Consider the following 15,079-nt stretch of genomic DNA (forward strand, 5'->3'; position numbering starts at 1 on the left):
CAAGAAAGACTCGAAGATGGGTCTTTCTTTTTTTATTTAAATTGATACATTTAAAGCAATGAAACATAAAAATAAAAAGTATGAATATTCAAAACCACTCCTATCCTATTTTGATCTTTCAGTATGCCTCCATTTTAAGTCTAGCTGCACCCATTGGCGTGTTATGGATTCTTTGGAAGATGGGGCTTGATAATGATATACCCTTCTTGGAAGTTTTAAATGCGCTTATCAAAGAAGCGCCGCAATCTTTGCTCTATATGCTTATTTTTATAATAATTTCATTGTCTTTGTGGAATATACGACTACATATTACCGAGTCTAAAATTTATTATAGTGTGCTTGGCATACCTACATTGTGGTCAATCAAACGCGAAGATATTTCAAGTAGCCGATTTAATGCTAAATATGACCCACCTTATTATTATATCAAACGAAATCTCACCCGATTTAATACGCCTGAATCAGAACAGCAGTTTAATTTTCGTCAGGGGACGGTACAATTTATATTTATTGAAAAAAACTTAGGCAATAGCCTCAGACAAAGGTTTACACTCATTCAGTTAGGCAGCTTCTCTAAAAATTACACTGATCAAATCGTAAACGACCTAAAGCAGCATTGGGATTTAAATACAAAAGTTTAAAAATAAAAAAGCCCTGCACTTGCAGGGCTTTTCTGATCAATGAGTGCTTACTTTTTCTTTTTCGGTCCAAGCAGCATACCCATTTGACGACCTTCCATTTTTGGCGCCTGTTCAACTACACCAATTTCAGCTACATCCGCTTCAATTTTCTGTAATTGTGCCAGACCCAATTGTTGGTGCGCCATTTCACGACCACGGAAACGCAGCGTGATTTTGACTTTGTTGCCTTCTTCCAAGAACTTTAAAATGGCACGCAGTTTTACGTTGTAGTCACCTACATCGGTTGCTGGGCGCAATTTAATTTCTTTTACCTGCACTTGATGCTGCTTTTTCTTGGCATCTTTTTGCTTTTGCTTCAGGTCAAACAAGTGCTTGTTGTAATCCATGATTTTACAAACAGGCGGCTCTGCATTTGCCACAATCTCAACGAGGTCAAGATCTGCATCCTCTGCAGCACGCAATGCTTCCGCTAAAGAAACAATTCCTTTTTGTTCACCATCCGCTGCAACGAGGCGTACTTCTTTTGCACGGATCTCGTCATTAATTGCAGGGCGGTTACTCTTAGCACCTTGTTGTTGGTTACGGTCAGGCTGTTTAATCTTTCTTACTCCACAATGTACCGGCCGCGTTCGGCAACGGCTGCTTTTACTAGGTCAATGAAAGCATCAATTGACATAGTACCCAAATTTTTTCCTGAGCGGGTACGCACGTTCACTGTACCTTCCTCTACTTCACGGTCGCCAAGAACCAGCAAGTAAGGAATACGCTCTAAAGTACGTTCACGAATCTTAAAGCCGATTTTCTCATTTCTCAAGTCAGAAATCGCACGGATACCGTTTTCTTTCAGTTTCTCGACGACTGACCCACAGGCTTCAGCTTGCGCGTCGGTAATATTCATTACACAGGCTTGTGTTGGCGATAACCAAGGTGGCATAAAGCCCGCATAGTGTTCAATAAGTATACCAATAAAACGCTCAAAACTCCCAAGAATCGCACGGTGTAACATTACCGGCTGATCACGGTCGTTATCTTCCGTCACATAAGAAGCATCTAAACGTTCTGGCAAGTTAAAGTCACACTGAATGGTACCGCACTGCCATACACGGCCTAAGCAGTCTTTCAATGAGAATTCAATTTTCGGACCATAGAATGCACCTTCACCCGGCTGTAATTCCCAGGCCAGACCCGCTGCATCCAAAGCATCGGCCAGTGATTTTTCCGCCAGATCCCACAGTGCATCATCACCGACACGTTTTTCAGGACGAGTCGATAACTTCATTTGCACATCTTCAAAACCAAAGTCTTTGTAGACGTCTAAGGTTAATTGAATAAAGTCAGCAACCTCTTGGCCAATCTGCTCTTTGGTACAGAAAATATGCGCATCATCTTGAGTGAAACCACGTACCCGCATAATACCGTGCAATGAACCCGATGGCTCGTTACGGTGACATGAACCAAATTCTGCCAGACGGATTGGTAAATCACGATACGACTTTAGGCCCTGGTTAAACACCTGCACGTGACATGGGCAGTTCATTGGCTTCACTGCGTAGTTACGGTTTTCAGAATGCGTGGTAAACATGTTTTCCGCATAGTTCGCGGCATGACCCGATTTTTCCCATAAGGTGAAATCGACCACCTGCGGAGTACGGATTTCCTGATAACCGTTGTCCTGCTGCACTTTACGCATGTACTGTTCCAGCACCTGGTAAATGGTCCAGCCATTTGGATGCCAGAACACCATACCCGGCGCTTCTTCCTGCATATGGAACAGGTCTAAGGCTTTACCAATTTTACGGTGGTCACGCTTTTCTGCTTCTTCAATACGTTTGATGTAGGCAGCCAGCTGTTTTTTGTCAGCCCAAGCGGTACCGTAAATCCGTTGCAGCTGCTCGTTCTTGGCATCACCGCGCCAGTAAGCACCCGAGATTTTGGTCAGCTTGAACGATTTTAAGAATTTGGTATTTGGTACGTGCGGACCACGGCACATATCCAGATAGTCCTGATGGTAGTACAGGCCCATTTGAGTTTCTTCAGGCATGTCTGCAATCAGGCGCAGTTTGTATTCTTCGCCACGCGCAGTGAATTCAGCAATAACTTCATCACGCGGGGTCATTTTTTTCACAACATCGTAGTCCTGGTCGATGAGCTTTTTCATACGCTCTTCGATGGCCGCCATGTCATCTAAAGTAAATGGACGTGGCATCCAGATGTCATAGTAGAAACCTTCTTCAATGACCGGACCAATCACCATTTTTGCTTCAGGGAACAATTGTTTTACCGCATGGCCCACCAGGTGCGCACAAGAGTGACGAATAATTTCGACCCCTTCTTCGTCTTTCGGTGTGATGATTTGTAAGGTGGCATCTTCGGTAATTAAATCGCAGGCATCGACTAAACGATCGTTCACACGACCTGCCACAGTATTTTTGGCAAGACCCGGGCCGATGCTTTGTGCAACTTCCATCACAGATACGGCTTGATCAAATTGTTTTTGATCACCATTCGGCAAAGTGATAATTGGCATAGAAAATCCTTAAGGAGTGATGCCCCGTACCATGGAGCATGTCACCGCGAGATTATGATCGAGGAGAACCTCAAAAGATAAAAAACGGTGGTAAATAAAAAATCGACTAGAATTTTACACGTCTTGGCGCGGTGATTAAACCTTTTCTCCGAGAAAATTCAAATTAAGCCTCGTGTTTATGCTTAATTTTTTCCGATTTAAAAAAATGTGCTGCATGGGCCAATTTTATTTCCGGATTTACCGGTCAAACGGATGATGTGGCTTTTTATATGCTGATCTGGCCAATCTATCTGCAACTGCCATCATCAGCTACACCCAGATAAAAAAGAAATATCTCCATACAATTTTACCGGATCAAAAAAGGTTTATATTTCAGATGATAGCGTGCCTATTCAGCAGCAATACCGCTCACTCGACTAAAGAATAACTGCAAGCCTGCACTGAAATGAATATCTTTAAACCAGAGAAACAATAAATATGATTAGGGAGTAATAATAATGGTTAGCGCATATGATCAATTGCCGCGTACCCCTGCCAATTTCGTGGCCTTGTCTCCACTGAGATACCTTGAACGCGCTGCTTATATCTACCCGCATCAGGACGCCATTATTCACGGTAAACGCCGCATTACCTGGCGAGAAAAATATCAACGTTGCCGCCAGTTTGCCCATCAGCTACAACAGCTGGGGGTCGGCAAGAATGATACCGTGTCCACCTTACTCCCGAACGTACCAGCCATGCTGGAAGCACATTTTGCCGTACCAATGGCAGGCGCCGTCCTCAATACCCTCAACACCCGGCTCGATGCCAAAAGTCTGGCCTTTATGCTGGAACATGCCGAATCCAAAGTGTTACTGGTTGATCCGGAATTTTCTGCCGTGGCCAAAGAAGCGTTGGCGCTGGTGCCACAAGAAATTTTTGTGATTGATGTTGAAGATGAGCTGTACGAGCAGTGCTTTACTGCCCCGATTGGCCAGATTGAATATGAAGACTGGCTGGCTGAAGGCGATGCCAATTTTGAATGGTCACTCCCACAAGATGAATGGGATGCGATTAGCCTGAACTATACCTCTGGCACCACCGGCAACCCGAAAGGCGTGGTCTATCATCATCGTGGGGCTTATATCAATGCCGCCAGTAATATTATTGCCTGCGGCATGACCCCGCGCGCGACCTATTTATGGACCTTGCCGCTGTTCCACTGCAATGGCTGGTGTTTTGCCTGGACCATGGCGGCCAATGGCGGCACCAATATCTGCCTGCGCAAAGTCGATCCTGAACTGATTTTTAAGCTGATTGCAGAACACAAAGTTGATTACTTCTGCGGCGCACCGATTGTACTGTCGATGCTGATTAATGCCCCGGAACAGCAGCAGATCAAAATTGAGCATCGCGTAGAAGTGATGGTGGCCGGTGCTGCACCACCTGCGGCGATTATTGAAGGGATGCGTAATCTGGGCATTAACGTGACCCATGTTTATGGCTTAACTGAAACCTATGGCCCATCGGCGCTATGTGCATCACAAGCTGGCTGGTCTGAGCTGACTATTCAGGAACAGGCGCAATTGCATTCACGCCAAGGCGTGCCATATCCGCTGCAAGATGGCATGAAAGTCCTCGACCCGGAGACCATGCAACCGGTACCGAACGATGGCGAAACCATGGGCGAAATTATGTTCCGTGGCAATATCGTGATGAAAGGCTATTTAAAAAATCCGGAAGCGACGGCCGAAGCCTTTGCCGGTGGCTGGTTCCATACCGGTGACCTGGCCGTTTGCCAGCCGGATGGCTATGCCAAAATTACCGACCGCTCCAAGGATGTGATTATTTCCGGCGGTGAAAATATTTCCTCGCTGGAGGTTGAAGAGGTGCTGTACCAGCACCCTGCGGTCCTCACCGCGGCAGTGGTGGCCAAACCGGATCCGCGCTGGCAGGAAGTCCCGTGCGCCTTTATTGAAATTAAAGAAGGTAAAACCGTGACCGAAGATGAAATCATTGCCTTCTGCCAGCAGCATCTGGCGCGCTTTAAAGTGCCAAAAGAAGTGGTGATTACCGAGATTCCTAAAACCTCGACCGGAAAATTACAGAAGTTTGTATTACGTGAATGGGCCAAAGAACGCGCTGTCGGCGAGTTCGGTTAAAGCCAGCTGAGATGTTGATGCGGGTCATAGTGCCCGTTTTCAAATCAGTCACCCAAAAATGAACCGCAATAAAAAAACGACTCCATTGAGTCGTTTTTAATGGCTTCGGACCAGATAAAGTCTGATTAGCTTAATTGTCAGATAACAGCGCCACTTGCTGCACATAGTTAAACAATTTTAACTTGGATGCTTCCAGCTCTGCTTCCGGCATTTCCACTTTCAAATCACGGTGAATGCGCAACACATGCTGACGCAGGGTATGTCGTTCTGCCGCATTATAAGTTTTGCAGAAATCATTAATTACCGGATCACCATCTTTAATAATCCGCTCGACCCAGCGTTGCAGCTGTGCGGTTTTTTTGGCACCCTGCTGCGGGGTTAAATAAGACAGAATCACCGATTCATCTTCATTGCGCAGCAGTTTCCCAATCCGCTGGAACTGACGGCGACGCGCCTCATGCGAACTGATATTCTGCACTTCAATGAGTGCATCAATTAAACGCTCATCTACAGGAAGCTTTTGAATTTGCTTCGGGTTCAGTTGAGACAACTGCTCGCCCAAAGCAGCCATACGCTGTACGGCTTTTTTCTGTTCAGTTTTACTTGCACGTCCTTCTAAAGATTCGAAATCATCTTCGGTAAAACGGTGCGGTCGACGTGCCACGATTAATCTGCCTCGTAAAATTTTGCTGCAAAAAGTGCCTGAATTTCAGATAAAGCTTGTTCTTCATCTGCACCTTCAATCACTAAACGTAAAGTTGTGCCCTTACCTGCGCCGAGCATGAGCAGGGACATGATATTTTTTGCATCGACCAACTTGTCACCTTTGCCAATTTGAATGGACGAACGGAATTTCGTGGTGACTTCAATCAGTTTGCCTGATGCACGCGCATGTAAACCTAGTTTATTAATTACGTCAACAGTTGTGTCAATCATGACCAGTGCTTCATTTCCCGGTGTAAGACTTGAATAGACCATTGTGCCTCAAGTGCCTTTTTTAGTCTATCCACCATATAAACAGATCGGTGCTGCCCACCGGTACAGCCAATAGAGATGGTCATATAATGACGATGCCCTTCTGCAAATGCAGGCAGCCATTTATTTAAAAACTGATAAATATCCTGGAACATTTCATTGGTCTGTTCATGCTGTTCCAGAAACTGTTGCACCGGCTCATCCAGCCCGGAATATTTGCGCAAAGACAGATCCCAATGTGGGTTCGGCAAATGCCGGATATCAAAGACATAGTCGGCATCCAGCGGAATACCATGCTTGTAGCCAAAAGATTGCAAAATCACAATCAGTTTATCGGTCTGACCCAGCTTCGACAGCAAGGTATGCTTTAAGTCATGCACACTCTTGTCGGTGGTATCAATGTGCACCGTGGAGCGCAGCTGAATCGGCATAAGCAGGACTTTTTCTTCCTGAATGCATTGATGCAGACTTTTAAACCGGCTGGCCAGAGGATGTGGACGGCGCGAAGCACTAAAGCGGGTGATCAGCTCCTGATCTTGGGCGGTCAGATAAATAATATCGACCGAGCCATGACCCTGCAGCTGTTCAAATACCTGGTCAAATTCCTGCAAATTGGCGCGGGTACTGCGCACATCGACCCCTAGCGCCAGCTGTTCCAGATTATTTTCCAGATCAAGCTTGGCCACAATTTCGGGCAGCAATGCCAGAGGAAGGTTATCAATACAGTAATATCCGAGGTCTTCGAGAACCTGCAAAGCCGAGGATTTTCCTGAACCTGATTGTCCGGTCACAATCAAAATACGCTTCATGACAAGGCTGTCCTTTCCATTGCTGAGCTATGCAGTCGGTTTGATCTGCATATTATCAATTAAGCGGGTGCTTCCCAATTTTGCCGCCACGAACAAAACAATCTCTTGATTAAATTCATCAATTTTTTGCAGTTCAGGTGTACGTGCCTCTACATAGTCCACAACAAAGCCGGCCTGCGTCAATGCTGCTTTAATATTCGCTAACACTTCTGACAGCTTTTCACCCTGTTGCAGTGCCTGTTCAGCGTTTTTCAGGCTTTGATAAATTACTGGTGCCGTTTTACGTTCCTGTTCACTTAAATAACCGTTACGTGAACTGAGCGCCAGACCATCCTCTGCCCGGACAATTGGCACGCCAATCACTTCCAGCGGAATATTCAGGTCACGTACAAACTGACGGATCACCGCCAGCTGTTGATAATCTTTTTGGCCAAAGAAGGCATAGTTCGGCTGCACAATATTAAACAGCTTGGTCACCACCACCGCGACACCATCAAAATGTCCCGGACGCTGCAAACCACACAGGTCTTCGGTAATTTCAGACACACTGATGTTGGTTAAACGCGGGTTTTTGCCATACATTTGCTCGACAGAAGGTGCAAATACGATGTCACAACCGGCTTCTGCCAGCAATTGACTGTCTTGTTCCAAGGTCCGTGGATAGTTGTCAAAGTCTTCATTTGGACCAAACTGAATCGGGTTCACGAAGATGCTGACCACCACCACATCACATAATTGACGCGCTTCACGCACCAGGCTCAGATGGCCTTCATGCAAATTGCCCATGGTCGGGACAAAACCAATAATTTTACGCGCTGCACGTGCAGGATTTAATGAGGCTGCCAATCCCTGAATCGTGGTTTCTGTTTTCATGTTTTACAACTCAACTTGGAAAGTTTGTTCACGTGCCGGGAAAGAACCGTCTTGTACCGCAGCATGATAGGATTTGAAGGCATCTAAAATGGCTGTTTCACCAGACTGCTCTTTCATAAAGTTCCGTACAAATTTGGCAACGCGGCCAAACGTCAGACCCAGCATATCTTGCACCACCAGCACCTGACCATCGGTGTCTGCACCGGCACCAATCCCAATTACCGGAATATGCGGGAACAGGGCACTAATTTCCTGACCAAGCTGCGCCGGTACACATTCCAGCAATAACAGCGCAGCACCGGCATCAACCACCGCCTGACAGTCGGCAATCAACTTGTCCGCCGCTTCACGGGTACGCGCCTGGAGTTTATAACCGCCAAAGACATGTACCGATTGCGGCGTCAGGCCCAAATGCACACACACTGGAATTCCGTTACGGGTCAGCACTTCTACGGTTTCAGCCAGCCAGGCACCACCTTCCATTTTGACCATTTGCGCACCGGCCTGCATCACGGTTTTCGAGCTTTGCAGTGCATCATTCAAGGTGGCATAACTCATAAATGGCAGATCGGTCATGATAAAGGCATGCTGATTGCCACGACGCACTGCTGCCGTATGATAGGCCATATCTTCAACGGTCACCGGCAAGGTAGAGTCACGGCCCTGAATCGACATCCCCAGCGAGTCGCCAATTAAAATACTATCAATTTCAGCAATTTCCATTGCCTTGGCCATACTCGCATCATAACAAGTCAGGCAGGAGAATTTGCGACCATCGGCTTTAAATTGTCTTAAGTCACTGAGACTAATCATGGAGATGTTCCTCTAGGAAAAGCATAGAACATGCTAAAAATCACTTTAAATATTTGCCCAGTGTTCATGGTCCAGCACATCCAGTGCGGGCTGTTGAATGAACGGCAAGTCTTTTAATAATTGCGTATGCACACGCAGTTCGGGGTCTAAATCCAGTAATGGAATGACCACGAAATTGCGTTCTAAAACGCCGACATGCGGCACAGTCAGACGTTCATGCTGAATCTGCTCCTGTCCATAGAGGAGTAAATCCAGATCGAGCGTGCGTTCACCCCAATGGCGTAAACGCACCCGTCCGGCTTCCTGCTCAAAACGCTGCAGCTGATCCAGCAATTCCAGCGCCGGTAAATCTGTACGCAGCTGTACCACCGCATTTAAATAATTCGGCTGGTCTTGTGGCCCCATTGGCGGACTTTGATACAGTTTAGAGGTTTTGACCTGACCCAACGTCGCCAGCTTGTGCACAGCTTCGGTCAGAATCTGGCGTGAATCGCCCAGGTTACTACCTAGGCCAATATAAGTCACCCTACTCATTGTGTTGGCCCGAAAATAACCTGACTTAAATCACGTTGTACCCGCTTGCGCTTCAGAATTGGATGGTCTGCACCAATACCCGAGCCATTGCTTGATGATGTTGATGCAACTTGGGCACGGGCATCTTCCTGCTGTTTGGCTTTATGGGCACGGCGGCTGCGTGGCTCCGGCTCATTCACCAGCGGTTCAATTTCGGCGGTCTGCGCGGCATTCAGCTGCTGCTCCAGATGTTCTTCCTGTGCAGCTTTGCGACGGCTCTTGGCCCGCTGACGGTTGTACTGGCCAATGGCACGTTCTTTTTCATCGGTGCTCATGGTCTGGTACTGATCCCACCACGTACCCATCTCTTGAGTCTGGGCATCGCCAGATCTTTCACGCAGCAGCAAAAAGTCGAAACCGGCACGGAAACGCGCATGGTTGGACAAGGCAGCAATTTGCTGAGGTTTTGGATTCAGCAAACGGGTTTGCATTTCCCAGACTTCACGAATAAAGGTTTCGGCAAAACGCGGAATCACCGTGCGGGTGGCCTGACGTTTCAACACATCCAGCCCAGCCTGTGCACGTGCTTCTGCCGGAATTACCCCTTTGGACAGATAAAAATCACAGCGCTCTAAAAATGGCTTCCACAGCAGCACCGCATAGAAAAAGGCCGGGTTGATGGTTTTGCCAATCGCAATGCGCTGATCGGTATTTTTTGCAGCCAGTTCAATAAAGGGGGTGATGTCCGGCTTGATGTCGGCAAAAAGCTGACGCCAGATACCGAAGTCAATCAGCATCGGCAAGACGCGATTTAAATGCCCCATGGTGAACAGTTTTTGCGATTCATCATACAGACGGTGCGGAGAAACATCGCGCAGCAACTGAGTCATTTCCGGAGTAAAAATCTCCAGAATGGCCGGATCAATATTGAAATTCAGCTTGGCCGCAAAACGTAAGGTCCGCAGCATCCGCACCGGATCTTCTTCAAAACGGACGGTCGGATCCCCAAGCAGACGCAAGGTTTTGGATTTAATGTCATCAACTGCATGACAGAAATCCAGCACGATTCCTTTACGTGGCTGGTAATACAAAGCATTGATACTGAAGTCACGACGGGCAAAATCCTGCTCAATCGTGCCCCAGTTATTGTCTCTTAAAATCATGCCCGCAGCAGAGGTCACCGCTCTTTTCGGCGGTGCACGGAAGGTAGCAACTTCCACCAGTTCACGTCCAGAATAGACATGAGCCAGCTCAAAGCGGCGTCCGATAATGCGACAGCGGCGTCCGAACACCTCTTTGACCTGAGATGGCGTGGCATTGGTCACGGCATCAAAATCCTTCGGATTCAGGCCCAACATCAGGTCACGAACACCACCACCAACGATATAAGCTTCATAGCCAGCTTTGGTTAAAGCATCAATAACATCTAGAATGTAAGCAGGTAATTGCGTGGTTGATAAACCACATTTTGACGCGCGCAAAGTTTGCAAAAGACGCTGTCTCCTACGTCTGAACGTAAAATAGATTAGATGACGCTAATCATATCTCTAACACAATCAAAGGGCAATTTGATTATCTCAATACTCGGGCCCGGCTGATGCGGTGTTGGCCGATGATCAGACCCGATTAAATACCCAGCCGGTGCCGGTTTTTGGCCAATAATGCCGGTCCAATCCCTTTGACTAACTGTAAATCTTCAATCCGTTTGAATTTTCCATGCCGATTGCGGTACTCAATAATAGCTTCCGCCTTCTTTTGTCCCACGCCAGATAATTGCTGTAATTGCGCGGCTGTTGCCATATTCAGATTAATTTTTTCACTACTGCCTGCGCTAGCTGAACGGGGTTGGGAAGTCTTCGTAGAAGCCGACGGGCTTAAGCGGGCATCAATCGCCTCTTGTTCAGCCTTCCATTGCAGATAACGCGCATCATAATTTTCTGCCTGCGCATTTTGCAGCGCGAAAAAGCTACAAAACACGCAGAACATCACAGTAAATTGAATTAGAGCTTGAGCGTGTTGAAATCTTATTCTTCTTGTCATGGTCACTCTGTCATTTTAATTGTTGTTTTGCCTGCTCCCACAACTGATCCATTTCAGCCAACGACACCTGTTCTATATTTTTATGCTGCTGTTGTAACTGCTGTTCAATGAAAGCAAAGCGGGTTCTAAATTTATGTACGGTACTCAGCAAAGCCATTTCGCTGGACAGATTCAGTTTACGGCCAACATTAATTAAAGAAAATAAACAGTCACCCAGCTCATCCAGAATTTCGTCGGAATTTTGCCGATCCACCGCCTGTTTCAACTCCTGCAACTCTTCATCGACTTTCTGCATCGCGCCAGTGACATCGGGAAAATCAAAGCCAATCTGCGCGACATTGTGCTGTAACTGCTGAGCCTGCTGAATGGCCGGGCCATGTTTGACCTCAGATAAGCGCGATGCAGGTTTGCCGGCTTTTTCCTGCTGTTTAATCTGCTGCCACAATGCACTGACATCTTCCGGGCTTAAGGCCGCAAACTGCTCGGGCTGAAATACATGCGGATGACGGCGAATCATTTTATCGGTAATGGCCTGCACCACATCCTGAAAGTCAAAAGCACCCTGCTCGCTATACATTTGCGACTGGAATACCACTTGCAGCAATAGATCGCCCAGTTCCTCTTTGACGTCCTGAGCATGACCACTGCGCACGGCCGCTTCGACTTCATAGGCTTCTTCAATCGCATACTTGGTCAGCGATTCTGGGGTCTGCTTCTGGTCCCACGGACATTGCTCACGAAGCTGTTTCATCACTGCCAATAACTGATCCATGCCGATTTCTACCTTCTTCAACCATCATCTACATAAAAATATTTGCTATGCTCTCAACAGAACCACACGTTGAAAAACAAAAACACAAGGAGTTAGCCACATGCACAGTATCTTCATTAGTGGCGCAGCACAAGGCATTGGTGCAGCAGTGGCCCGCTTATTTTATCAGGCGGGTTATAAAGTCGGAATTTATGATTTAAATGTTGCGCTGGCCGAGCAACTGGCGCAGCAGCTGGGTCCTAATGCGCAAGCCGGCGGGCTGGATGTCGCGGATTATGCGCAGTGGCAAACGGCTTTGGCGCGTTTTGTAGACTGGGCTGGCGAGCTGAATATTTTAGTCAACAATGCCGGCATTTTATATTCGGGTGCTTTTGAAGACACCGAGATTCAGGCGCATCAGCGCACCATGCAAGTTAATGTCAATGGGGTACTAAATGGCTGTCATGCCGCACTGCCTTATTTAAAACAGGCGACTTTTGCCCGGGTGGTGAACCTGTCGTCAGCTTCGGCCATTTATGGACAGGCCGATCTGGTGTCGTATTCGGCCAGTAAATTTGCGGTACGCGGTATAAGCGAAGGGCTGGATGTAGAATGGCAAAAATACGGTATCCGGGTGCTGGATGTGATGCCGCTGTTTGTACAAACCGCCATGGTCAAAGATATGGATGCCGGCACCATCCAAAATATGGGGGTACATTTAAGCGCGGAAGATGTGGCCGATGAAATTTTCAGTTGTGTTACGCGAAAAAGCTCGCTATTTACCGCCACCCATCAGCCGGTCGGATTAAAAAGCAAATTCCTGTTTACCCTGTCGCGCCTAAGCCCGCAGTGGGTGAATCGTTATAGCAATATGTGGCTGGCACGGCGTCCAGACTAGAAACTGATGGCCATAAAAAAGCCCGAATCTGATTCGGGCTTTTTTTGTATCAAGTAAAAACCGCTTAACCGCGTTTAAATTTCTTCTCGGCTTTCTTAAACTTCTGTACATAACGACGACGACGCGCAGCAGTACGTTCATCCACCTGTGATTTACGTCCTTCAAACGGGTTCTCAGAGGTTTTAAATTCAATCTTCACCGGAGTTCCTTCCAGCTTATAGACCTTACGGAACACGTTTTCCAGGTAACGACGATAATCGGCCGGGGTTTTATCCACCTTGTTACCGTGAATTACAATCGTTGGCGGGTTCTGGCCTCCCATGTGTGCATAACGCATTTTAATGGCACGACCCTGCACTTTTGGCGGATGGTGCGCTTCAGTTGCATCATTCAGAATCTGAGTCAGTTTGGCTGGTGATACTTTTAAGCGCGAAGACTCATAAGCACGATGAATCGATGGATAAAGATCACCCACCCCAGTGCCATGCAGCGCTGAAATCAGGTGAATACGCGCCCAAGGAATAAAGTCAAAGCGGCGCTCGACATCCAGCTTACACTGCTTGCGATCATATTCAGACATGTTGTCCCATTTATTGATCGCAATCACCATGGCACGGCCAGCTTCCAGCGCATAACCAATCAGGTGCAGGTCCTGCTCGACAATCCCTTCACGCGCATCGACCACCACAACCACCACGTTGGCATCTTTCATCGCCTGCAAGGTTTTTACAATCGAGAATTTCTCGATCATTTCATCGACCTTGCCTTTACGGCGTACACCGGCAGTATCAATCAGGGTGTATTTACGCCCTTCACGCTCAAACGGAATATAGATCGAGTCACGTGTTGTGCCCGGCTGGTCAAAAGCAACCACGCGCTCTTCACCCAGCAAACGGTTCACCAGCGTCGATTTACCCACGTTTGGACGACCAATAATCGCTAGACGCAGACCCGTGTCTTCATCACGCTCTTCCGGGTTTTCATCTTCCGGCACATCTTGCAGTACTTCTTCCAGCATCTGCTGAACACCGCGACCATGGCTGGCGGCCACTTGCATTGGCTCGCCCATCCCCAGTTTAAAGAATTCAACCAGCGCGGCTTCTGCATGTACGCCATCGACCTTGTTGGCCACCAGAAAGACTTTTTTACCCAGCGTACGCAGTTCACGGGCAATCTGCTCATCCGAAGCCAGCAGACCGGCACGCGCATCGACCACGAAGATGATCATATCGGCTTCATGGATGGCGGTTTTCGACTGCTCGGCCATGTAAGAATCGATACCACCTTCAGATTCGCCAATACCGCCGGTATCGACCACGATGAAGGATTTATTCTGATAGGTCGCATCACCATATTTACGGTCACGCGTCAGGCCGGCAAAGTCTGCGACCAGAGCATCACGACTCTTGGTGATCTGGTTAAACAACGTTGATTTTCCGACGTTCGGACGACCAATGAGCGCAATTACGGGTTTCATAGATTAACCTTTATTTGAGATCAGTCCACTACACGGGTCTGAACATCAGAAACAAATGGGAAGAAAAAATTTGAGTCAAAGACCTGAATAAAAACACGGGGCATTGAACATTCAATCACCCCGCGTTAAAAAATACGGAAATTGTCGCCTAGTTTAACATAAGGCAACAAAAAGTTAACGGTTTTGCCAAATGCTGAATGCACCCTTTTGCGTACCAACATATAACTGGTTGTCGATGACACGTAAAGAACGCACTTCACCGCTGGTTTTGGCGCGACCAATCAGCTGACCGTTGCTCGGGTTAAACAGATGCAAGACACCATCCATATCTCCCACCACCAGGTCCTGACCCAGCATTACCGGGTTACTTAAACGACGGTTAAGCAACTGGTCATTTTCCCACAGCTTCTGGCCACTGGTAATTTCATAAGCCACTAAACGGCCATCGGCACTGGCGACAAAAACCCCATTGCCGACCACTTCCGGACGTTTGGTGCTGCTTGTATCTTGATTGATATAGTGATTAGCTACCACTATACGCAAATTGTAGAGTTTGGAGTGCTGCTAAAATCTTAAATTTGAACCTGAGATAAAACCTACAATTTGCCCTTATCCCTCATA

15 protein-coding genes and 1 pseudogene are annotated in these 15,079 nt (G+C 47.3%); 3 read left to right on the top strand and 13 right to left on the bottom strand.

From position 1 onward, the window contains the following. Window positions 1-80 precede the first annotated feature (80 nt). Window positions 81-641, top strand: coding sequence for a hypothetical protein (locus FTU50_RS11300; protein ID WP_087662381.1), 561 nt, complete (start codon window positions 81-83; stop codon window positions 639-641). 47 nt (window positions 642-688) lie between these two features. Here the strand turns inward: FTU50_RS11300 and infC are convergent, their stop codons facing one another. Then, window positions 689-1,240 carry a translation initiation factor IF-3 gene (gene infC / locus FTU50_RS11305; protein WP_075167371.1) on the bottom strand — a complete coding sequence of 184 codons (552 nt, stop codon included), beginning with the start codon at window positions 1,238-1,240 and terminating at the stop codon, window positions 689-691. A 5-nt stretch (window positions 1,241-1,245) separates the two neighbouring features. Beyond that, complete coding sequence (thrS, locus tag FTU50_RS11310; protein ID WP_104472408.1) at window positions 1,246-3,168, bottom strand: threonine--tRNA ligase; 1,923 nt, start codon at window positions 3,166-3,168, stop codon at window positions 1,246-1,248. 497 nt (window positions 3,169-3,665) lie between these two features. Between thrS and FTU50_RS11315 the strand changes: the two genes are divergently transcribed. After that, window positions 3,666-5,309: an acyl-CoA synthetase gene (locus tag FTU50_RS11315; RefSeq protein WP_127801702.1), complete on the top strand. Its 1,644-nt coding sequence runs from the start codon at window positions 3,666-3,668 to the stop codon at window positions 5,307-5,309. 130 nt (window positions 5,310-5,439) lie between these two features. Here FTU50_RS11315 and yjgA read toward each other — a convergent pair whose 3' ends face one another. The 9 genes from yjgA to mazG all read right to left on the bottom strand — a co-directional run bounded on the left by yjgA (window position 5,440) and on the right by mazG (window position 12,104). After that, window positions 5,440-5,973, bottom strand: coding sequence for a ribosome biogenesis factor YjgA (gene yjgA, locus FTU50_RS11320; protein WP_156188789.1), 534 nt, complete (start codon window positions 5,971-5,973; stop codon window positions 5,440-5,442). A gap of 2 nt (window positions 5,974-5,975) precedes the next feature. Further along, complete coding sequence (locus FTU50_RS11325) at window positions 5,976-6,245, bottom strand: HPr family phosphocarrier protein (protein WP_034598158.1); 270 nt, start codon at window positions 6,243-6,245, stop codon at window positions 5,976-5,978. Beyond that, window positions 6,242-7,093 carry an RNase adapter RapZ gene (gene rapZ / locus FTU50_RS11330; protein WP_005182418.1) on the bottom strand — a complete coding sequence of 284 codons (852 nt, stop codon included), beginning with the start codon at window positions 7,091-7,093 and terminating at the stop codon, window positions 6,242-6,244. Before rapZ ends, FTU50_RS11325 begins: the two co-directional genes overlap by 4 nt. Window positions 7,094-7,120: 27 nt before the next feature. Beyond that, the gene (panC, locus tag FTU50_RS11335; protein ID WP_005182413.1) at window positions 7,121-7,966 is read right to left on the bottom strand and encodes a pantoate--beta-alanine ligase; all 846 of its coding nucleotides are present in this window, start codon (window positions 7,964-7,966) and stop codon (window positions 7,121-7,123) included. 3 nt (window positions 7,967-7,969) lie between these two features. Then, window positions 7,970-8,779 (bottom strand): 3-methyl-2-oxobutanoate hydroxymethyltransferase, encoded by an 810-nt coding sequence (panB, locus tag FTU50_RS11340; protein WP_180046231.1) that lies wholly within the window; start codon window positions 8,777-8,779, stop codon window positions 7,970-7,972. Window positions 8,780-8,824: 45 nt separating this feature from the next. After that, entirely contained in the window at window positions 8,825-9,313 is a 489-nt protein-coding gene (folK, locus tag FTU50_RS11345) for a 2-amino-4-hydroxy-6-hydroxymethyldihydropteridine diphosphokinase (protein ID WP_180046233.1), read from the bottom strand. Further along, complete coding sequence (gene pcnB / locus FTU50_RS11350) at window positions 9,310-10,782, bottom strand: polynucleotide adenylyltransferase PcnB (protein WP_180046235.1); 1,473 nt, start codon at window positions 10,780-10,782, stop codon at window positions 9,310-9,312. Before pcnB ends, folK begins: the two co-directional genes overlap by 4 nt. 136 nt (window positions 10,783-10,918) lie before the next feature. Next, on the bottom strand, window positions 10,919-11,332 hold the full coding sequence (locus tag FTU50_RS11355; protein WP_104470595.1) for a ComEA family DNA-binding protein: 414 nt from the start codon (window positions 11,330-11,332) through the stop codon (window positions 10,919-10,921). A 10-nt stretch (window positions 11,333-11,342) separates the two neighbouring features. Continuing rightward, complete coding sequence (gene mazG / locus FTU50_RS11360) at window positions 11,343-12,104, bottom strand: nucleoside triphosphate pyrophosphohydrolase (RefSeq protein ID WP_104487792.1); 762 nt, start codon at window positions 12,102-12,104, stop codon at window positions 11,343-11,345. 100 nt (window positions 12,105-12,204) lie between these two features. On the opposite strand from mazG, the gene FTU50_RS11365 reads away from it, so the two are divergent. After that, the gene (locus FTU50_RS11365; RefSeq protein ID WP_180046236.1) at window positions 12,205-12,981 is read left to right on the top strand and encodes an SDR family oxidoreductase; all 777 of its coding nucleotides are present in this window, start codon (window positions 12,205-12,207) and stop codon (window positions 12,979-12,981) included. Between the two features lie 64 nt (window positions 12,982-13,045). Here FTU50_RS11365 and der read toward each other — a convergent pair whose 3' ends face one another. Then, the gene (gene der, locus FTU50_RS11370; protein WP_005182406.1) at window positions 13,046-14,458 is read right to left on the bottom strand and encodes a ribosome biogenesis GTPase Der; all 1,413 of its coding nucleotides are present in this window, start codon (window positions 14,456-14,458) and stop codon (window positions 13,046-13,048) included. Between the two features lie 174 nt (window positions 14,459-14,632). Continuing rightward, window positions 14,633-14,971 (bottom strand): annotated as a pseudogene (locus FTU50_RS11375) (PQQ-binding-like beta-propeller repeat protein); the annotation flags it as partial. Window positions 14,972-15,079 lie beyond the last annotated feature (108 nt).

This window comes from Acinetobacter sp. YH12112, from assembly GCF_013418945.1.
Lineage (GTDB): Bacteria > Pseudomonadota > Gammaproteobacteria > Pseudomonadales > Moraxellaceae > Acinetobacter > Acinetobacter indicus.